Origin of the sequence: Pseudarthrobacter phenanthrenivorans Sphe3, assembly GCF_000189535.1 — a bacterium.
Classification (GTDB): domain Bacteria; phylum Actinomycetota; class Actinomycetes; order Actinomycetales; family Micrococcaceae; genus Arthrobacter; species Arthrobacter phenanthrenivorans.
In genome coordinates this window covers 2,607,442-2,626,331 of the sequence record NC_015145.1, presented here as the reverse complement: position 1 = coordinate 2,626,331, position 18,890 = coordinate 2,607,442, and the positions used below count along the sequence as shown (strand labels likewise).

General features: G+C 65.1%; 19 protein-coding genes. 16 read left to right on the top strand and 3 right to left on the bottom strand.

All coding sequences use genetic code 11. The annotated features are described in order from the left end of the window. The first annotated feature begins 7 nt into the window (after positions 1 to 7). The 10 genes from atpE to ASPHE3_RS12170 all read left to right on the top strand — a co-directional run bounded on the left by atpE (position 8) and on the right by ASPHE3_RS12170 (position 10,497). Complete coding sequence (atpE, locus tag ASPHE3_RS12215) at positions 8 to 211, top strand: ATP synthase F0 subunit C (protein ID WP_009356484.1); 204 nt, start codon at positions 8 to 10, stop codon at positions 209 to 211. Between the two features lie 52 nt (positions 212 to 263). After that, positions 264 to 815: a F0F1 ATP synthase subunit B gene (locus ASPHE3_RS12210; protein ID WP_013601514.1), complete on the top strand. Its 552-nt coding sequence runs from the start codon at positions 264 to 266 to the stop codon at positions 813 to 815. Beyond that, positions 815 to 1,642, top strand: a complete 828-nt coding sequence (locus tag ASPHE3_RS12205) for a F0F1 ATP synthase subunit delta (protein ID WP_013601513.1) — start codon at positions 815 to 817, stop codon at positions 1,640 to 1,642. Before ASPHE3_RS12210 ends, ASPHE3_RS12205 begins: the two co-directional genes overlap by 1 nt. An 82-nt stretch (positions 1,643 to 1,724) precedes the next feature. After that, on the top strand, positions 1,725 to 3,362 hold the full coding sequence (gene atpA, locus ASPHE3_RS12200) for a F0F1 ATP synthase subunit alpha (RefSeq protein ID WP_041652906.1): 1,638 nt from the start codon (positions 1,725 to 1,727) through the stop codon (positions 3,360 to 3,362). A 73-nt stretch (positions 3,363 to 3,435) separates the two neighbouring features. Continuing rightward, complete coding sequence (locus ASPHE3_RS12195) at positions 3,436 to 4,326, top strand: F0F1 ATP synthase subunit gamma (protein WP_013601511.1); 891 nt, start codon at positions 3,436 to 3,438, stop codon at positions 4,324 to 4,326. Positions 4,327 to 4,410: 84 nt separating this feature from the next. Beyond that, on the top strand, positions 4,411 to 5,865 hold the full coding sequence (gene atpD, locus ASPHE3_RS12190; RefSeq protein WP_013601510.1) for a F0F1 ATP synthase subunit beta: 1,455 nt from the start codon (positions 4,411 to 4,413) through the stop codon (positions 5,863 to 5,865). 1 nt (position 5,866) lies between these two features. Beyond that, a complete protein-coding gene (locus tag ASPHE3_RS12185; RefSeq protein ID WP_013601509.1) occupies positions 5,867 to 6,151 on the top strand; it encodes a F0F1 ATP synthase subunit epsilon in 285 nt (94 codons plus the stop codon). Positions 6,152 to 6,161: 10 nt separating this feature from the next. Continuing rightward, positions 6,162 to 6,593, top strand: coding sequence for a DUF2550 domain-containing protein (locus ASPHE3_RS12180; RefSeq protein ID WP_013601508.1), 432 nt, complete (start codon positions 6,162 to 6,164; stop codon positions 6,591 to 6,593). Between the two features lie 5 nt (positions 6,594 to 6,598). After that, positions 6,599 to 7,909, top strand: a complete 1,311-nt coding sequence (locus tag ASPHE3_RS12175) for an alpha/beta hydrolase (RefSeq protein ID WP_013601507.1) — start codon at positions 6,599 to 6,601, stop codon at positions 7,907 to 7,909. A 29-nt stretch (positions 7,910 to 7,938) separates the two neighbouring features. Next, a complete protein-coding gene (locus ASPHE3_RS12170) occupies positions 7,939 to 10,497 on the top strand; it encodes a bifunctional lysylphosphatidylglycerol flippase/synthetase MprF (protein ID WP_049786133.1) in 2,559 nt (852 codons plus the stop codon). A gap of 102 nt (positions 10,498 to 10,599) precedes the next feature. Here ASPHE3_RS12170 and ASPHE3_RS12165 read toward each other — a convergent pair whose 3' ends face one another. After that, positions 10,600 to 10,803 carry a cold-shock protein gene (locus ASPHE3_RS12165; RefSeq protein ID WP_003804766.1) on the bottom strand — a complete coding sequence of 68 codons (204 nt, stop codon included), beginning with the start codon at positions 10,801 to 10,803 and terminating at the stop codon, positions 10,600 to 10,602. A gap of 307 nt (positions 10,804 to 11,110) precedes the next feature. Next, positions 11,111 to 11,806 carry an endonuclease NucS gene (gene nucS, locus ASPHE3_RS12160; RefSeq protein ID WP_041652144.1) on the bottom strand — a complete coding sequence of 232 codons (696 nt, stop codon included), beginning with the start codon at positions 11,804 to 11,806 and terminating at the stop codon, positions 11,111 to 11,113. A 105-nt stretch (positions 11,807 to 11,911) separates the two neighbouring features. On the opposite strand from nucS, the gene ASPHE3_RS12155 reads away from it, so the two are divergent. Both ASPHE3_RS12155 and ASPHE3_RS12150 read left to right on the top strand, forming a co-directional pair. Further along, positions 11,912 to 12,280, top strand: coding sequence for a hypothetical protein (locus ASPHE3_RS12155; protein ID WP_013601504.1), 369 nt, complete (start codon positions 11,912 to 11,914; stop codon positions 12,278 to 12,280). Between the two features lie 44 nt (positions 12,281 to 12,324). Then, positions 12,325 to 13,125: an alpha/beta hydrolase gene (locus tag ASPHE3_RS12150; RefSeq protein ID WP_013601503.1), complete on the top strand. Its 801-nt coding sequence runs from the start codon at positions 12,325 to 12,327 to the stop codon at positions 13,123 to 13,125. 46 nt (positions 13,126 to 13,171) lie between these two features. On the opposite strand, the gene ASPHE3_RS12145 is transcribed toward ASPHE3_RS12150, so the two are convergent. Continuing rightward, positions 13,172 to 14,482 (bottom strand): AI-2E family transporter, encoded by a 1,311-nt coding sequence (locus tag ASPHE3_RS12145; protein ID WP_013601502.1) that lies wholly within the window; start codon positions 14,480 to 14,482, stop codon positions 13,172 to 13,174. A gap of 191 nt (positions 14,483 to 14,673) precedes the next feature. Between ASPHE3_RS12145 and ASPHE3_RS12140 the strand changes: the two genes are divergently transcribed. The 4 genes from ASPHE3_RS12140 to ASPHE3_RS21525 are packed head-to-tail and all read left to right on the top strand — an operon-like array spanning position 14,674 to position 18,878. Next, positions 14,674 to 16,386, top strand: coding sequence for a hypothetical protein (locus ASPHE3_RS12140; RefSeq protein ID WP_049786069.1), 1,713 nt, complete (start codon positions 14,674 to 14,676; stop codon positions 16,384 to 16,386). Positions 16,387 to 16,439: 53 nt separating this feature from the next. Continuing rightward, on the top strand, positions 16,440 to 17,408 hold the full coding sequence (locus ASPHE3_RS12135) for a co-chaperone YbbN (RefSeq protein WP_013601500.1): 969 nt from the start codon (positions 16,440 to 16,442) through the stop codon (positions 17,406 to 17,408). Then, complete coding sequence (locus ASPHE3_RS12130) at positions 17,408 to 18,505, top strand: NADH:flavin oxidoreductase/NADH oxidase (protein WP_013601499.1); 1,098 nt, start codon at positions 17,408 to 17,410, stop codon at positions 18,503 to 18,505. The genes ASPHE3_RS12135 and ASPHE3_RS12130 overlap by 1 nt, the downstream gene beginning before the upstream one ends. A gap of 13 nt (positions 18,506 to 18,518) precedes the next feature. After that, positions 18,519 to 18,878 carry a DUF3253 domain-containing protein gene (locus ASPHE3_RS21525; protein WP_013601498.1) on the top strand — a complete coding sequence of 120 codons (360 nt, stop codon included), beginning with the start codon at positions 18,519 to 18,521 and terminating at the stop codon, positions 18,876 to 18,878. Positions 18,879 to 18,890: the final 12 nt, after the last annotated feature.

Sequence of the window (18,890 nt, the reverse complement as noted above, 5' to 3'; positions counted from 1 at the left end):
AAGAAAAATGGAAGGCAATCTCAACCTCGTAGGTTACGGTCTGTCCGCAATCGGCGGTGGTATCGGTGTTGGCCTCGTATTCGCTGCCTACATCAACGGCGTTGCACGCCAGCCTGAAGCACAGCGCGTCCTGCAGCCGATCGCGTTCCTCGGCCTTGCGCTTACCGAAGCCCTCGCCATCCTCGGCCTGGTCTTCGCCTTCGTTCTCTAGTCCTTAGAGCGAAGCGAACTTACAGAACCGAGTAGAAAAGGACGGGTGAAATATGAATCAGCTGATCATCTCAGCCGCCACTGAGGGCGAGATCAACCCCCTGATGCCCAACCTCTGGGAAATGGGCGTTGTCCTCGTGGGCTTTGCCATCCTCATGTTCATCGTGGTCAAGTTCGTTGTCCCGATGTTCGAAAAGACCTTCGCCGAGCGTGCCGAGGCCATTGAAGGCGGCATCGCAAAGGCTGAAAAGGCCCAGGCTGAGGCGTCTGCTGCACTCGAAGAGTACAAGCAGCAGCTGACCGACGCCCGCACCGAAGCCAACCGCATCCGCGAGGAAGCCCGTGCCGAAGGTGCCCAGATCCTTGCGGATCTGAAGGAAAAGGCAGCTGCAGAGTCTGCCCGCATCACGGCGCAGGCCCACGCGCAGATCGAATCCGAGCGCCAGGCGGCAGTCGTGTCCCTGCGTTCCGAGGTCGGCACCCTGGCCACCACCCTGGCCGGGCGCATCGTTGGCGAAGCACTGAACGACGACGAGCGTGCAGCGCGCGTCGTGGACCGTTTCCTGGCAGATCTGGAGTCCCAGAACGCAGGTGCAGCTAAGTAATGGCAGGCGTATCGAGCGAATCGCTGGCAACAGCGCTGGCATCGTTGGAAGCCAAACTTCCGACGGCGTCGCTGCAGCTGGCAAAGGAACTCTTCGGAATTCTGGGAATGGTGGACAGCTCGGCTGGCTTGCGCCGTGCCCTGACTGACCCGTCCCGCAACGGTGACGAAAAGTCGGCGCTGGTCAAGCAGCTGGTTGGCGGAAAAGTCTCCGCTGATGCTGCAGACATTGCAGGCGGCCTGGCCGGCTTACGCTGGGCAAGCGCCCGTGATATCGGCGATGCACTCGAGACTCTTGCCGCAACGGTGGTCATTTCCGTTGCCGAAAACAAGTCGGCCGTTTCTGCCTCCGGAATCACTGGCCTGGAAGAGCTGGAGAACGATCTGTTCTCCTTCAACCAGGCTGTTGCCTCCAGCCACGAGGTACAACGTGCTCTGTCCGAACCACAGGCCAGCGCTGCGGCGAAGGCAACACTCGCCGAAAAGCTGGTGCCCGGCGTCAGTGAGGAAGCAAAGGTCCTCATTACCCAGGCAGTCACCCAGCCCCGCGGCATCAAGCCGACCAGGCTGGTGGCACGGTTTGCCGAACTGGCAGCCAAGCGGCAGCAGCGCTGGATAGCAACGGTCAGCGTGACCCGCCCCTTGACGGAAACGCAGCTGGCACGCCTCCAGGCGGGCCTGAATGCAATGTACGGGCGGGAACTGAAGGTCAACATCAACGTCGACCCGTCACTCATTGGCGGCATCCGCGTGCAGGTTGGTGACGAAGTGCTTGACGCTTCCGTTATCAGCAGGCTGGGCGAGCTGCAACGCCAGCTGGCCGGCTAGCCGGACAAGCACAACCCAACTGATAGAAACCCCGGTCATCGTGAACAACGATGATCACAAAACAGGAGAGCAGGGACTGCAGATGGCCGAATTGACCATCAACGCCGACGACGTCCGTAATGCGCTGAACGAGTTCGCGGCGTCCTACGAACCCGGAAACGCAGAGCGCGTAGAGGTCGGCCGCGTAACCACCGCTAGTGACGGCATCGCCCGTGTTGAGGGCCTTCCCTCGGTCATGGCGAACGAGCTGCTTCGCTTTGAGGACGGCACCCTGGGCCTTGCCCAGAACCTCGACGTCCGCGAAATCGGCGTCATCATCCTCGGCGACTTCACCGGCATCGAAGAAGGCCAGGAAGTGCACCGCACCGGACAGGTTCTGTCCGTTCCCGTGGGCGACGCCTTCCTTGGCCGCGTCGTGGACCCGCTGGGCGTGCCCATCGACGACCTCGGCGAGATCAAGGCCGAGACCACCCGCGCCCTGGAGCTCCAGGCTCCCGGCGTGACGCAGCGCAAGTCGGTGCACGAGCCGATGCAGACCGGACTCAAGGCCATCGACGCCATGATCCCGATCGGCCGCGGCCAGCGCCAGCTGATCATTGGTGACCGCCAGACCGGCAAGTCCGCCATTGCCATCGACACCATCATCAACCAGAAGGCCAACTGGGCTTCGGGCGATGTCACCAAGCAGGTCCGCTGCATCTACGTGGCAATCGGGCAGAAGGCGTCCACCATTGCCGCCATCCGCCAGACCCTCGAGGACAACGGCGCGCTGGAGTACACCACCATCGTGGCTTCTCCCGCTTCCGACCCCGCCGGCTTCAAGTACCTGGCACCGTACGCCGGTTCGGCCATCGGCCAGCACTGGATGTACGGCGGCAAGCACGTCCTCATCGTGTTTGATGACCTGTCCAAGCAGGCTGAAGCCTACCGTGCGGTATCGCTGCTGCTCCGCCGTCCGCCGGGACGCGAAGCCTACCCGGGCGACGTCTTCTACCTGCACTCCCGCCTCCTGGAACGTTGTGCAAAGCTGTCCGACGAACTGGGTGCCGGCTCCATGACGGGCCTGCCGCTGATCGAGACCAAGGCGAACGACGTTTCCGCCTACATCCCGACCAACGTCATCTCCATCACTGACGGCCAGATCTTCCTCCAGTCGGACCTCTTCAACGCCAACCAGCGTCCCGCTGTTGACGTGGGTGTTTCGGTGTCCCGCGTGGGCGGCGCCGCACAGGTGAAGTCCATGAAGAAGGTCTCCGGTACGTTGAAGCTGGACCTGGCCCAGTACCGCGACATGCAGGCATTCGCCATGTTCGCCTCGGACCTGGATGCTGCCTCCCGGCAGCAGCTGACCCGTGGCGCCCGCCTGATGGAACTCCTGAAGCAGGGCCAGTACTCGCCGTTCCCGGTCGAGAACCAGGTTGTCTCCATCTGGGCCGGCACCAACGGCTACCTGGATGACGTTCCGGTTGAGGACATCAGCCGCTTCGAAAGCGAATTCCTGGAGCACCTGACCCACAAGTCCTCGATCCTGACCACGCTGGCGCAGACCAACGTGCTGGACGATGACACCGCAGCGGCTCTGAAGTCGGCAATCGTCGACTTCAAGAAGGGCTTCTTCGGCGAGGGGGACAACCACCTGGTGGGTGCGGGGCATGAGGAATATGCCGCCATCGACGAGGCACAGGTTGACCAGGAAAAGATCGTCAAGCAGAAGCGCTAGTTCCACTGAGCGGGTGTGCCGGGTCCATCGGGCCCGGCACACCCGGCCAACGGAACGCTAGGAAAGGATAAGTATGGGAGCCCAGATCCGGGTCTACCGCCAGAAGATCAGCTCGACCACGTCGATGCGCAAGATCTTCAAGGCGATGGAACTGATCGCTACCTCGCGCATCGGCAAGGCCCGTGCGCGCGTAGCAGCTTCACTGCCTTACGCGAACGCGATCACGCGCGCCGTTTCTGCTGTCGCAAGCCAAAGCGAAATCGACCACCCGCTGACCACTGAGCCGGAGCAGATCCGCCGTGCCGCCGTCCTGGTAATTACCGCGGACCGTGGCCTGGCCGGATCGTACTCGGCAAGCGTGCTCAAGCAGGCGGAAGGTCTCATCGAGCTGCTCCACGAAGAAGGCAAGGAAGTCAAGACTTACGTCGTCGGACGTAAGGCCCAGGCCTACTTCGACTTCCGGAACCGTGAATATGCACGGGTCTGGACCGGAGGAACCGATGCGCCTGAGTTCACTACCGCTCGCGAAATCGGTGAAGCACTGCTGACGGAGTTCGCGACCGACTACGAAGACGGCGGCGTGGACGAGATCCACGTGGTGTACACCCGCTTCAAGTCCATGGTTACCCAGGAACCCACTGTCATCCGCCTGCTTCCCCTGGAAGTAGTGGAAGAACAGGCGGCTTCCGAGTCGGACCTGCTGCCGCTGTACGAGTTCGAGCCGGAAACAGAGCGCGTCCTCGACGCTCTGCTGCCGCGCTACATCGAGTCCCGCATCTTCGCGGCCATGCTGCAGGCGGCAGCTTCTGAGCTTGCTGCACGCCAGCGGGCCATGAAGTCCGCCGGCGACAACGCCACGGATCTCATCAAGAAGTACACGCGTCTGCGCAACACGGCCCGCCAGGCTGAAATCACGCAGGAGCTTTCGGAGATTGTTGCCGGCGCCGACGCCCTCGCGTCCTAGCCTGCAGCCTTTTCGGATTCCGCTGGACCTGCACCAGCACAGATAAACTTAACCCCACGCCATCTACTGAGTGAAGTGAGAGAGATGACTGCCACTGCTACCGAACGCGTAGCCGCGACGGCCGGTGCCACCGGCCGCATTGCGCGCGTAATCGGCCCGGTTGTCGACGTCGAATTCCCGGCTGACGCAATCCCGTCCATCTACAACGCACTCACCACCGAGATTACTCTCAACGGTGAGACCAAGACCATCACGTTCGAGACCTCCCAGCACCTGGGTGACAACCTCGTCCGCGCCATCTCCCTGCAGGCCACCGACGGACTTGTCCGCGGCACCTCCGTGGTGGACAGCGGCGCCCCGATCTCCGTGCCCGTGGGCGACGGCGTCAAGGGCCACATCTTCAACGTCCTGGGCCAGCCCCTGGACGTTGCCGAGTCGGAACTGGAGATCAGCGAACGCTGGCCCATCCACCGCAAGGCTCCGAGCTTCGCTTCGCTCGAAGGCTCCACCGAGATGCTGGAAACCGGCATCAAGGTGATCGACCTCCTCACCCCGTACATCAAGGGTGGAAAGATCGGCCTGTTCGGCGGCGCCGGCGTGGGCAAGACCGTTCTGATCCAGGAAATGATCACCCGTGTGGCACGCAACTTTGGTGGTACCTCGGTATTCGCCGGTGTTGGCGAGCGTACCCGTGAAGGTAACGACCTCTGGGTTGAAATGGAAGAGGCCGGCGTCCTCAAGGACACCGCCCTTGTATTCGGCCAGATGGATGAGCCGCCGGGAACGCGCCTGCGCGTGGCGCTGTCCGCACTGACCATGGCGGAGTACTTCCGCGATGTGCAGAACCAGGACGTGCTGCTCTTCATCGACAACATCTTCCGCTTCACGCAGGCAGGGTCCGAGGTTTCCACCCTCCTCGGCCGCATGCCGTCCGCCGTGGGCTACCAGCCCAACCTGGCTGACGAGATGGGCCTCCTGCAGGAGCGCATTACGTCCACCAAGGGCCACTCCATCACCTCGATGCAGGCCATCTACGTTCCCGCAGATGACTACACCGACCCGGCACCGGCAACCACCTTCGCACACCTCGACGCGACCACGGAACTTTCCCGTGAAATCGCCTCCCGTGGTCTGTACCCGGCCGTTGACCCGCTGACGTCCACGTCCCGAATCCTGGATCCCCAGTACATCGGCAAGGATCACTACAACACGGCTGTCCGTGTGAAGCAGATCCTGCAGAAGAACAAGGAACTCCAGGACATCATCGCCATCCTCGGTGTTGACGAACTCTCCGAAGAGGACAAGATCGTCGTGTCGCGTGCACGCCGCATCCAGCAGTTCCTCTCGCAGAACACCTACACCGCCAAGCAGTTCACCGGCGTTGAGGGCTCCACGGTTTCCATCAAGGACACCGTTGAAGGCTTCTCCGCCATCTGCGACGGCGAGCTGGACCACATCGCGGAGCAGGCGTTCTTCAACGTCGGCGGACTCGATGACGTTGAGCGCCAGTGGGCCAAGATCCAGGAACAGACCAAGTAATATGGCTGAGCTTGAGGTTGAGATTGTCGCAGCGGACCACTTCGTGTGGTCCGGAGCGGCCAAGATGGTCAAGGCCCGCACCAGCGATGGTGAAATCGGAATCCTGCCCGGCCACTCGCCCCTGCTGGCGATCCTGGCCGAGGGTGAACTGGCCATCCAGCCGGTTTCGGGAGACCGTATCGCGGTAGATGTCGATGGCGGGTTCTTCTCCGTGGACAACAACCGCGTGGTCATTGTTGCTGACAACGCCCACCTGGGCGGCTCGGCTACCGCTGGGATCCGCTAGCACCACCTTGATGGACGCATCGAGTCTTCCGTTCATCGCATTGGCAGTCGTTTTTGGGCTGCTCATCTTTGCACTGTGCCTTTCGGGGGTGCGCCGCTTCAATCTGCGGCGTGCCCTCGGCACGGTGGACGCCTCCATTTGCATGGCTGGAAACAGTTGGCAGATGGGGGTTTGTCGTTATCAGGACAACGACCTGGAGTGGTTCCGGCTGCTCTCACTCAGCGTCCGGCCCAAGCACAAGTTCAAGCGGCATTCCCTGGAACTGCTGGGCCGCCGCAAACCCACCGAGGCTGAGGCTGTCAAGGTCCAGCCCGACGTCGTCATTGTTGAACTGCGCTATGAAGGCAAGGACCTGCGCCTCGCCATGAAGTTTGACGCCTATACCGGCCTGTCATCCTGGCTGGAGGCCGGCCCGGTCATCGGCATAGGTACCTGGCGCTAGCCGAGGTGGACTGGTTCTTCGACGTTCGTCTCATCGACGGGCCGCTGTACTGGGTTTCCCTGGCACTGGGCGTCGCAGGCGGCGCCTATCTCCTGGTTCCGCCCGCCCGCGGACGCAGCCGACAGTGGCTGGTGCGGGTGCTTGCCGCCGCCGTCGCAGCTTTCGCGCTGGTTTCCGGTGTCCATTGGGCCCTCATCAACGTATTCTCAGTATTCCCCGAAAACATCCCCAATGCCGTCCTGCTCTGGGTGGTGACCGGTGTTGCTGCCGTGATCCTGCTGGCGCTGAGGGTGCCCCGGAGCAGTTGGCGCAGCCGCTGGCTGGGGCTGGTGGCCGTCCTCCTGGTCGCCGCACTGTCCGCGGTGCAGATCAACGCCTACTTCGGCCTGAACCGGACGGTGAGCGACCTTTTCGGAACAGCCCTGGCACGGATCCCGCCGCTGGAACAGGAACTGATGCGGCAGCCTGGCGCGTCCGACGGCGTGCCACTGGATGGGTGGGTCCCGCAAGGAGGGCTGCCAGCGGGCGGAGTGCTGCGAAAGTCCGCAATCCCCGGTGTGCTTTCCGGGATGAATACCCGCGACGCCTACATCTACCTGCCGCCCGCCTACTTTGCTCCGAACCGTCCTGCGCTGCCGGTGCTGGTGCTGGTGGCAGGGCAGCCGGGCGGTCCCGCAGACTGGCTCACCGGAGGTTCCCTCCAGTCCCACATGGACTCTTACGCCGCGTCCCATGGGGGAGTGGCACCGGTAGTGGTGATCCCGGACCCCAATGGGTCGCAGTCCGCCAACACCATGTGCATGGACAGCCGGATCGCACGCGCGGACACCTACCTTTCCGAGGACGTGCCCCGGTGGATCAAGTCCACGCTCGCCGTCGATACCAACCACGCCCGCTGGGCGGCCGGCGGATTCTCCTTCGGCGGCACGTGCGCGCTGCAGCTGGGCACAAGGCATCCGGACCTGTTCCCCGCCGTACTGTCGTTCTCGGGCGAGGCAGAGCCCGCGATCGCCAAGGAACGCCAGAAAACGATCGATGCATCGTTCCCGGGCGATCCCGAAGCCTTCAACCGGCAGACGCCGCTCCACATCATGAAGCAGCAGCGTTTTGACGGCAACGGAATGTATTTGACCGCCGGCGAGGACGACCCGGAATTTGTTGCCTACCTGCGCACCCTGTCCGCGGCGGCCAAGGACGCCGGCTTCACCGTGCGCGCCTTTGAAGTTGAGCAGACCGGGCACTCCTGGGACACCTCCTCGAAGCGCATCACGGACGCTTTGGACTTCCTCGCCGGGCAGTGGGGGATCACGTGGTGAGCGCCGACCGGAAGGTCCGCCCTGCAGGCATGGCCTGGTCCACTGTGCTGCGGCCAGTGCTGCGGCTGGTCATGGCGGAACTGAGGGCCGTGCCCTTCACACTGTCATTCCTGGGCGTCTTCCTGGCAGCAGCGGCAGCCACTGGCAGCTTCCTGGCCGGGCCGCCCGAGCAGCTGCTGTGGTTCGCCGGTGTCAGCGGCCCGGGACTCCGGAACGGGGACTGGTGGTCCTTGTTCACCAGCCTGTTCTTCGCCACGAACCCCCTGGCGTACGCGGCCGCATCGCTGATGATCGTGCTGCTCCTGGGGCTTGCGGAACGCAAACTGGGCACGCGCGCGGCGGCCGCCCTGCTGTTTGGCGGCCAGTTCGCCGCCGTCACGCTCTTCCTCCTGGTCACCCAGCTGGCCCAGTATGCGCGGGATGGCTGGCTGGACCGGATGGCCGATGACGTCCTGATTGGACCGTATGGGCCCCTGCTGGCCGCCGGACTGGCCGGCAGCGCGCGCCTGCCCGTGCTGTGGCAGCGCCGGCTGCGGACCGCTGTACTGTCCGTATCGCTCCTCCTGGTGCTGTACGTGGGGCACGCCGAAACAGTGATCGGACTGCTGGGCGCTTTGCTGGGGCTGGTTCTCGGGTGGTGGATCCAGGGGGACCAGGGCCAGCTCCACCGGCACCGGTCAACGGGGCGTGAAACGCGAAATCTCCTTGCCCTTACTGTTGCCGTGTTCGCCGTCGGGCCGATCCTTACCGGGATTGCGCGGGCGCCCACCGGCCCACTGGCCCTTTTGCGGGACATGGTCCTGAATCCGCTGCCCACCCTTGGCCAGCTGGCGGCCAACTGCGGCAGCACGGTGGAAGCCTCCTGCCTTGAAGCGGGCCGCGCCGGCTTTGCCGGTCCCGTTGGCCTTGCGCTGGCCGTCGTGCCGGTAGCCCTGCTGCTGATTTGTGCCGACGGCATGCGCCGGGGACGGCGCCTGGCCCTGAACATTGCCCTCGCCATCCAGTTGGCCGTCACGGCGCTGGCCGCTGTCTACCTGGCCTTGTTCGCCCTGGTTCCACCGCGGGGGCAGGGGCCGAACGCCCCGATGGGATCCGCCTTCGCCCACGTTCTTCCGCTGGTTGTGGTTCCCCTGCTGCTGGCGCTGGTCCTGTGGCTGAACCGGCGCCAGTTCCGCGTGCAGACGGTCCCGTCGGCGCGCCGGGTGCTGGCGGCAGCCGTGGGAGGCTCGTGGCTCCTCCTCGCAGGGGCCTATGCTGCCGCCTGGTTCGGGGCGGGGGGCATGGACCGGGACGGCGGAATGCTGGGACTCCTGGCCGAGCTGGCCCGGCAGTACGTACCCATTCCCATCCCGCAGCATTACCACCGCCTCTTCGCCGACCGCAACAGCCTCGAGGCCCTGCTGTTCGCCTACTCGGGGCCGGTGTTCTGGTTCATCGCATTGGCTGCGGTGTGGTGGGTGCTGCTGGGCAAAGCGGACCGAACCGATTCAGGCCATGACGACAGGGACAGGGCCAGGGCGCTGCTGCATCAGGGCGGGGGCCCGCTCTCGTGGATGGCGTTGTGGGAACCCAACAGCTACTGGTTCAGTCCGGACGGCAAGGGTGCCGTTGCCTTCCAGCAGCACGGCAGCGTGGCGCTGACACTTGGCGGCGCCTTCGGGCCGAGGGACGCCCAGCAGCCGGTGACCGAGGGCTTCCTCGCATATTGCCGCGGCCATGCGCTGATCCCCGCACTCTATTCGTGCGACGACACTATGTGGCCTGCATTGCAGGAGCGCGGCTTTTCCCGTGTGGCCGTGGCCCAGGAAACCCGGCTGCCCATCCGCCGGCTGGAGTTCAAAGGCAAGGAATGGCAGAACGTGCGCACAGCCCTGAACCGGGCTGCCAAGCTGGGGGTGCGCGCCGTATGGGGTCCGTACCACACCCTGCCCGCGCCGCTCCGGTCCCGGCTCAGTGAGGTGTCCGAGGAATGGGCGGCGGGAAAGTCCGTCCCGGAGATGGGCTTCACGCTGGGCGGCGTGGATGAGCTTGAGGATGAGGAAGTGCTGTGCTGCCTCGCCGTGGACGGCAACGGTACCGTCCACGGCGTGACCAGCTGGCTGCCCGTTTACGACGGCGGGCGGCTGGTGAGCCGGACCCTGGACGTCATGCGAAGGGGCGCCGAGGGTTTTCCGGGAGTCATGGAGTTCCTCATCGCCTCTGCGGTGCTGGAGCTGCGCTCCTCCGTGGAAGTCATCTCGCTCTCCGGTTCACCATTGGCCGGAGCCGTTCGGGACGATGCCGTCCGGAACAATGAAGTCCGGGACGATGCCGCCCAGGAAAATCAAGCCCGGGACAATGAAGCCGGGGACGGCCCGGAGAACCTGGTACGGATCCTGGACCTGGTGGGGCATGCCTTGGAACCCGTCTATGGGTTCCGCTCCCTGGCGGCGTTCAAATCCAGGTTCAAGCCCGAGTACCGTGCGCTGTACCTGTATTACCAGGACCCGTTGCACCTGCCGGCAATCGGACGTGCCCTGACGCGTGCATACCTGCCCGGGCTTTCCCTTGCGCAGGGGGCCCGCCTGGTCCGGAAACTGGTGCAGTGAGCCCTGGGATGCCGGTAGGAACTCTTAAAAACCAATGGTCTCCGGCATAAATGCCGGAGACCATTGTTTCGCTGCCGGCCGCTCAGCGGCCGGGGGAGCGGACTAGACTACCGTGACGCCCGTAGCCTGGGGGCCCTTGGCGCCCTGGCCGATTTCGAACTGAACACGCTGGTTCTCGTCGAGGGTCTTGAAGCCGCCGGTCTGGATTTCGGAGTAGTGAACGAAAACGTCCCCATCCGAATCATCCGGGGTAATGAAGCCGAAGCCCTTTTCAGCGTTGAACCACTTGACGGTTCCCTGTGCCATTTATTTCTCCTCATTGTGGAACTTTTTAAGATCGGCACACCTCGTACCGGCCTTGGTCACTCCGCGAGAAGAATCCTGATTACCGGACACCCGGGAAAGGGTTCCGGTGCTGCAGGAGCTTCGCGCTCGCAACATGTCTTGCGAGCATGAAAAACACCTACACAAAGACTGAGATAAGAATTTCACGCCCATTCCCGCAGGTCAACGGTTCGGGCGTCAAATTGGCTAAATTTTGTCCAAATTGCAGGTTAATGCGCACGTCAGGGGCTTATTCAACCGGGTAGGGAAGTCCCGGTTGCCTTCCGGCTCAGAAAAGCCGGGATTCGCTGTCGTCCACACCGCGCATTGCGTCATAGTCCAAAGTGATGCAATCGATTCCGCGGTCGTTCGCGAGCACTTTTGCCTGCGGCTTGATCTGCTGGGCGGCAAAGATTCCGCGGACCGGGGCAAGCAGCGGATCACGGTTCAGCAACTCAAGGTAACGGGTCAGCTGCTCCACGCCGTCGATGTCGCCGCGGCGCTTCAGCTCGATGGCTACGGTGCCGCCGTCCGCATCACGCGCCAAGATGTCCACCGGGCCGATGGCGGTGAAGTACTCGCGGCGGATGAGTGAATAGCCGCTTCCCAGGGTCTCTATCTGTTCAGCCAGGAGCCTCTGAAGGTCCGCCTCCACGCCGTCCTTGATCAGCCCCGGGTCCACGCCGAGATCGTGGGACGACTCGTCGAGTTTTTCGTGGATGTTGATGATGAGGCGGTCATCGGTCTTGGCCGACTGCACCGTCCACTGCTCCATGACTCCCAGTTCAAGATCCACGTCCTCGGGGGAGGAGACCCGCAGCGTCGCCGGCGGGCTCATCCAGTTGAGCGGCTTGTAGGAACCGCCGTCGGAATGCACCAGGACGGAGCCGTCGGCCTTCACCAGCAGGAGCCTGGTGGCCAGCGGGAGATGGGCTTTAAGCCGGCCAACGTAATCAACGGAGCATCGGGCTATCACAAGTCGCACGCCGTACAGACTACCGTCTGCCGGATACCGCGCCCGTCAGCACGCTCTTCATCCAGGGGCCCTGCCGGGCAGGAAACCGGCCCGCAGCTGGGGCAGAATGGATTCATGCCGCGCTCCAACCGACCCCGCCGTCCCGTATCCGGAAAGGGTACGGCTTCCGGCAGGCCCGGTGCCGGCAGGGGAGCGGGCCGGAAAAACAGCCAGGACATTCCCGAACTGGATCTCGAACGGGCACGTGCCGGCATCGCGCGGCGCGAGAGTGCGCCCGACGGCGAATGGATGGTCCGCACCATGACCGCCCGGAACGCCGAAAAAACGTACATTTGCCCGGAATGCTCCACCGCGGTGCTGCCCGGCGTGGCCCACCTGGTGGTCTGGAAGGATGACCACCTGTTCGGGGCGGCCGCCGGCCTGGCGGAGCGGCGCCACTGGCACACGAACTGCTGGATGTCGCGCAGTTACCGCTACCGCTAGCCGCAGCGGGCGAAGACGCGCCCGCTGTCGCTAAGCTGGCAGTCATGAGTTCTGATCCGGCGTCGTACGAGTTCCGCCAAGGCCCTGGCCCCACTCCAATCCGTGCCTCTACCGTCCTGCCCGCGAAACGCGAACTGGTGCAGCTGGAAACGGAAGACGGCCACACCCTTGTGGCCGAGCTGGCGCTGCCGGAATCCGGGCCCGTACATGCCACCCTGATCACCCTGCATCCCCTTCCAACCCACGGCGGCTTCATGGACTCCCACGTCTACCGGAAGGCTTCCTACCGGCTGCCGGCGCTCGCCGGCATCGCAGTGCTGCGGTTCAACACCCGCGGAACCGCATCACCGCATGGAACCAGCAGCGGCGCCTTCGAAGAGGGCATCGGGGAACGCCATGATATGGAGGCGGCGGTCCGCTTCGCCGTGGAACGGGGCCTGCCCAACCGCTGGCTGGTGGGTTGGTCCTTTGGCACGGAGCTTGCCCTGATGTACGGCGCAGTGGAGCCGGTGGCGTCCCAAGTCGAGGGTGCGGTCCTGCTCTCGCCCCCGCTGCACCGCGCCACTGACGAACACCTGCGCCTGTGGGCGGAATCCGGGAAGCCGCTCACGGTACTGGTCCCGGAGCATGACGACTTCCTCAAGCCGGACGAGGCCGCCGCCAGGTTCAGCATGGTTCCGCAGGCCCGCGTGGTGGGCGTGGACGGTGCCAAGCACCTGTGGGTGGGGGAGAAGTACGCCTCCCGGGTGCTCAACGAGATTGTGGACGACGTCACCGAGGCAGGATCGGGCGCTGCCGGGCTGCCGCACGAATGGAACGGGCCCGCGGCAACGGCCTCGGCCTAGGGAGCGGCAGCCTCAGCCTGGCGGGCGGAGGCCCGCCGGCGCAGGCCTAGTGCTGGTCCTGCCGGACGATGTAGATCTCCCTGATCAGCAGCAGGACGGCGGCCGCCGTCGGGATGGCGATCAGCGCGCCGAGCACGCCCAGCAGGCTGCCGCCGGCGATGACGGAAATTACGGCGACGGCGCCCGGCACGGCAACGGCCTTCTGCATGATGCGCGGGGAGATGAAATAGGCCTCGAACTGCAGGTAGGAGAAGTAGCAGATCCCGTAGACCGCCGCAGCCTGCCAGCCTTCGGTGAGGGATACCAGCAGCACCACGACGCCTGCGATCATGCCGCCGACCAGGGGGATGAACGCGAGCAGGGCCACCACGAACGCCAGCAGCAGGGCGAACGGGATCCCGACGATGGACATCACGATGAAGGCAAACGTGGCATTCAGGAGTGCAACAACAGCCTGCCCAATGACGTAGTTGCCCACCGAGCGGGTGATTTCCTCGGACAGCGCCTCCACCCGGTGCCGCCGGGAACGCGGCGCGAGGCGGTACCCCCACTTTTTCATTGCGGGCAGGGCGGCCAGGAAGTACAGGCTCAGCACCAGGACGATAAGGGTGCCGAAGAGCCCGTTGGCCACGGTGGAGCCAAAGCCCACCACGCCCCCGAAGATCCCGCCCATGGCAGCGGGGTCGTTCACGAACTTGTCCAGTTCTTCAGTGACCCGCTCCCGTACCCCGAACTGGTCATCCAGGCTGCGGAAAAAGTCGGAATCGATGAAGTCCCGGATCCACACCGGCGCCTGTTCAACGATCTGGGTGACCTGCTCCACGATGGTGGGGATCAGGGTGGCGAAAAAGCCGACGACGGCGCTTACCAGCACCGTGACGGACACCAGGATTCCGGCCGGCCTGGGGATTTTGCGGCTTTCCAGCCAGCCCACCACAGGTTCCAGCCCCAAGGCGATGAACAGGGCGGCCACGATCCACAGCAAAAGCTGGGTGGTGTTGGAACCGATCCAGTAGACCAGCAGCGCAAGCCCCACGCCCACGGCACCCATGAACCCCATGTAGAGCGGATGCTGCGGCGAGATCCGGGGTCCGGGGCTGCCGAACTGCGGCTGCACTTCGCTGTCCAGGCCGGACTCGTCCCCGTTCTGGCGCGAGTACTCCGGCGGCATCTCGAACCGTAGCCTGGGCTGGGCCCCGGGAAGGGGCTGGCGCAGACGGTGTACCAGGAGGCCCAGGGCGGCCGCAGCGGGGTTCTTCCGGCGGGCAGCAGCAGGGCTGGAGGGAGCGGCGGACGGCGGCTGGGAACTCCCCGGATTTTCGCCTGCCGCGGAGGTCTCGTCCGTCTTGTCAGTCACTGGTTTTTGGGGCCTGTTCCGTACGTGGCACCGCTGGTGCGGGCCGATGTGATGATCATCGCAAACACTATCAGCAGCCTTGTCAACAGCTGCCGAAAGTCCGTGCCTGCGCCCTGCCGCTGCTCCGGTTGAAAGCCCCGGTCCCGGGTGGTGGTAACAAAACGGTTACTATTGAAGGTAAACCCCCGCTGATGATAGGTGTTCCCTTGCGTTTAAAGACTGCAGTCGCACTCGTGCTGCTCGGCCTCCTGACACTTTTGGCCGGTATCGGCCAGAGAACCATCTGGGCCCCCTCAGAGACCTTCACGGCCTCCGCGCCGGCGGATGCCGCCGCGGCGCCGCTGACCGTAATCGACCAGAGCCTGCGCACCCTTCACGGCGGAACGGTCAAGATCAACATCGAGGGCGACGGAAACTTCATGCTGGCAGCGGGCCGGCCCGATGACGTGGACGCATGGGTTGGCCAGGCAGCCCACAACACCATCACCGGTGTTTCCGAGGACGAAAAGTCCCTCCAGGTGGAGCACGCCGACGGGGAAGCCGCCGCGCCCAACCCTGCCGGCTCGGACCTCTGGGTTTCCACCGAGAACGCCAGCGGCGAACTCGAGTACTCATGGAGCCCGCCGGCCGACGGCGAGTGGACCCTCCTGCTGGCCTCCGACGGTACGCAGCCTGCCCCGGCCTCCATCTCCATGACGTTCCCCAACGACACCTCCACCCCGTGGGCCGTCCCGCTGATGATCCTCGGCTCCCTGCTGATTCTTGGCGGCATTGCCCTGGCACTGCTGTCCGCACGCAAGCGCAACGGCGAAGGCGGCGGCCAGGGCAGCGGGTTTGCCCAGCGCGCCCGCGCCAAGAGCGAAGCACGCTCGTCCTCCCGCGTGACCATGGCTGCCGCCGGAGTGGTTGCTGCTGCCGTGGTTGCAGGAACAGGCGTTGCCGCAAATGCCACCTCACCCGCCCCCGAATCCTCCTCGGACCCGTCGGCCGCGGCCTCGCCTGCTGCCCGTGAGCAGTCCGCTGCTCCCGTCCTGCTCGATGCCCAGTTCCGCCGGATCCTTGAACAGGTCTCCAGCGCCGTTGACGCCGGCGATGCGGCAAAGGATGCCGGGCAGCTTGCAGCCCGCGTCGGCGGTACTGAACTGGAAGTCCGGACCCAGAACTACAAGATCCGCTCCCAGGTGGGTTCCTACGAGGCCCGCATGCCGGTCCGCTCCACCAAGCTCCTCACCACCGTTGTGACCAGCGACCGTGAGTGGCCGCGTTCCGTCATGGCCGTGACCCAGGGTGATGGCAACGTGGTCCCGCAGCTGCTCACGCTGGTCCAGGCCTCACCGCGCGAGAACTACAAGCTGGTGGAAACCAACCCGCTCCAGCCCGGCACCACGTTCCCCAGCATCAGCCGGGACGGCACCGAAACGCTGGCGGCCGGCGACAAGACCGGGCTGCTGTACAGCGGCGAGGAAGCAATGGCCGGACTGGCCGACCGCCTCACCAGCCCCGAATCCGCCTACAAGGACAAACTGGTGGAAGGCGAGTCCTCGCCCTACATCGCCGACACCCTGTCCTACCAGGCAGAGGTAGTCAAGGCCGGCGAGAACGGCAACTTCTCCTTCACCCACAAAGTGGTTCCGGAAAGCACCGTGGTGTTCCGCACCGCAGATGGCGGCGCCCTGGTCCTGGGCCGGATCAACTTCGGGTTCGAAGGGACCCCCAAGGCTGCCGGTGACAAGCTCACCATCGGTGATGACGCTGCGGCCTTGGCCGGCGGCAAGGAAACCACCACCGGCATGGTCCTGAGCTTCGCTGAGTCCATGGCTGTGTACGTTCCGCCGGCAGGATCCACGGATCCGATGCGGCTGGTCGCAGCCACCCGCGGCCTCGTGGGTGCCAGCTTCAAGTAGGCCGGCACAACGCATTACCCCCGGCAGCGGCCGGAGTGGCTAGAGTGGAAAGCATGAGTTCGCCAGCTTCCCGCCCAGTCCCTCCGGCCGCTGCCAATCCGCTTAACCTGCGCGGCGCCGTCGACCTCTCTTCGCTCAAGCAGCGGCCCGCCCCTTCGGGGGCCGGTACGCCAGCGGAGGGAGCGCCGCAGCGTACCGGTGCCCCGGAACTGAAGGTCAACGTCACGGAGGGCAACTTCCAGCAGCTGGTGGAGCTTTCGGCGCAGGTTCCGGTGGTGTTCGCCCTCTGGGCGTCCTATTCCCCGGAGTCGGCAACCATGCTGGACGTCCTGGGACGGGTGGTGGAAAGCTACGGCGGACGGCTGGTCCTTGGCGCCGCGGATATCGACGCGTTTCCGCAGCTTGCCCAGGCCTTCCAGGTGCAGGCCGTTCCCACTGCCGTCGCCGTCCTCAAGGGCCAGCCGGTGCCACTGTTCCAGGGCGGCGCGGACGAGCAGCAGGTGCGGAGCCTCTTCGACGAACTGTTGAAGGTTGCCGCTGCCAACGGCGTGACGGGCAGCCTGGGTGCCGGCGCCCCTGACGATGATGCTCCGGCACCCCTGCCGCCGCTCCACCAGGCCGCTTTCGGCGCCATCGAAGCCGGCGATTACCAGGCGGCTGCCGATGCCTACCGCCAGGCACTGAACGAGATGCCTTCGGACCACGAAGCCAAGGCCGGGCTGGCCCAGGTGGAATTGATGGCGAGGCTGCAGCCGCTTTCGGCCCAGGACAGCGAAGCGATGCGGGCCCTCGCGGCCAATGAACCGGACAACCTTGAGGCCCAGCTCCTCGTTGCGGACCTGGACGTGGCCGGCGGGCACGTGGAAGACGGGTTGAACCGGCTGGTTTCCTTCATCGGCCGGAACTTCGGCCCGGAGCGGGAAACGGCCCGCGTCCGGCTGCTGGAGCTGTTCGACGTGGTGGGCGCCTCCGACGAGCGCGTCGCCAAAGCCCGCCAGGCGCTGGCGAGGGTGCTCTTCTAGTGCCTGCGTTGTTCCAGCCCCTGAAGCTACGTTCCCTGGAACTGCAGCACCGGGGCTGGGTTTCGCCTATGTGCCAATACAGTTGCGATCCCGACGACGCTCCCGGGGTGCCGAACGACTGGCACCTGATGCACCTGGGATCCTTTGCGGCGGGCGGCGCCGCGCTGATCCTCACCGAAGCCGCCGCAGTCACGGCGGATGGCAGGATCAGCCCCCGCGACGCCGGGATATACACCTCCGAGCAGGCCGCGGCGTGGGAGCGCATCACCTCATTCGTCCACCGCCATGGGTCTGCGGAGGCAAAGATCGGCGTGCAGCTGGCCCACGCCGGCAGGAAGGCTTCCACCTGGTGGCCCTTTTCCGGCCGGCACGGCAGCGTTCCGGAGTCCGACGGCGGCTGGGCCACGGTGGGGCCGTCGCCGTTGGCGTTTGACGGCTACGCAGAACCTGCCGCAATGAGCGGGGAGGACATCGAAGGGGTCATACGCGATTTCGCTGCGGCCGCCGTGCGCGCTGTGGACGCAGGTTTCGACACCATTGAAATCCACGGGGCCCACGGGTACCTGCTGCACCAGTTCCAAAGCCCGCTGATCAACACAAGGTCCGATTCCTGGGGCGGTACGGAAGCCGGGCGGAACCGTCTCATGCTTGCGGTGGTGGACGCCGTGCGCGCGGTCATTCCGGACTCCATGCCGTTGCTCCTGCGGATCTCGGCCAGCGACTGGGCTGCAGGCGGAGTGGACCTGCCGGCCTCGGTGCGCCTGGCGCGGGAGGCAGCCGAGCATGGTGTGGACCTGGTTGATGTTTCCAGCGGCGGGGCAGTGGCCCACCAGCAGATCAAAGCCGGCCCCGGCTACCAGACCGGATTTTCTGCCGCCATCCGGAAGGAAGCAGGCGTGGCCACAGGGACGGTGGGCCTGCTGACATCGGCGGGGCAGGCCGAGCATGCCATCGCCACAGGCCAGGCGGACGGCGTCCTCATTGCCCGGGCGGCGCTCCGGGACCCCCACTGGTGGCTGCGGGCGGCCTTCGAACTGGGGCATGACATGGCCTGGCCACCGCAGTACGAACGGGCCGTGCCCCGCCGCTCCTTCTGATGCGGGTTCCACGATGGTGAGCGGAGCACGCAGCGGGGCAGCCGGTCCTGATGACAGCCTCGGCAGGCGGCTGGAGGAGAGCATCCTGGAACTTCTGGCCGCCAGGGCGGCAACGTCTACCATCTGCCCATCGGAAGCGGCCCGCGCCGTGGGCGGGGAAGACTGGCGGGATGCCATGGGACCTGCCCGGGAAGCGGCGCGGCGGCTCGTGACAGCCGGTGAAGTGGAGATCACCCAAGGCGGTTCGGTAGTGGATCCGGCCACGGCGAGGGGGCCTATCCGGATCCGCAGGGCAAGGCGGGGAACGGAACCGGCGGGACGCCCTACGCCTTTTTCGCTACTCCTTGGGGAGGACCCCGCAGCGGGGACGTGAGGGCTAGTCTGG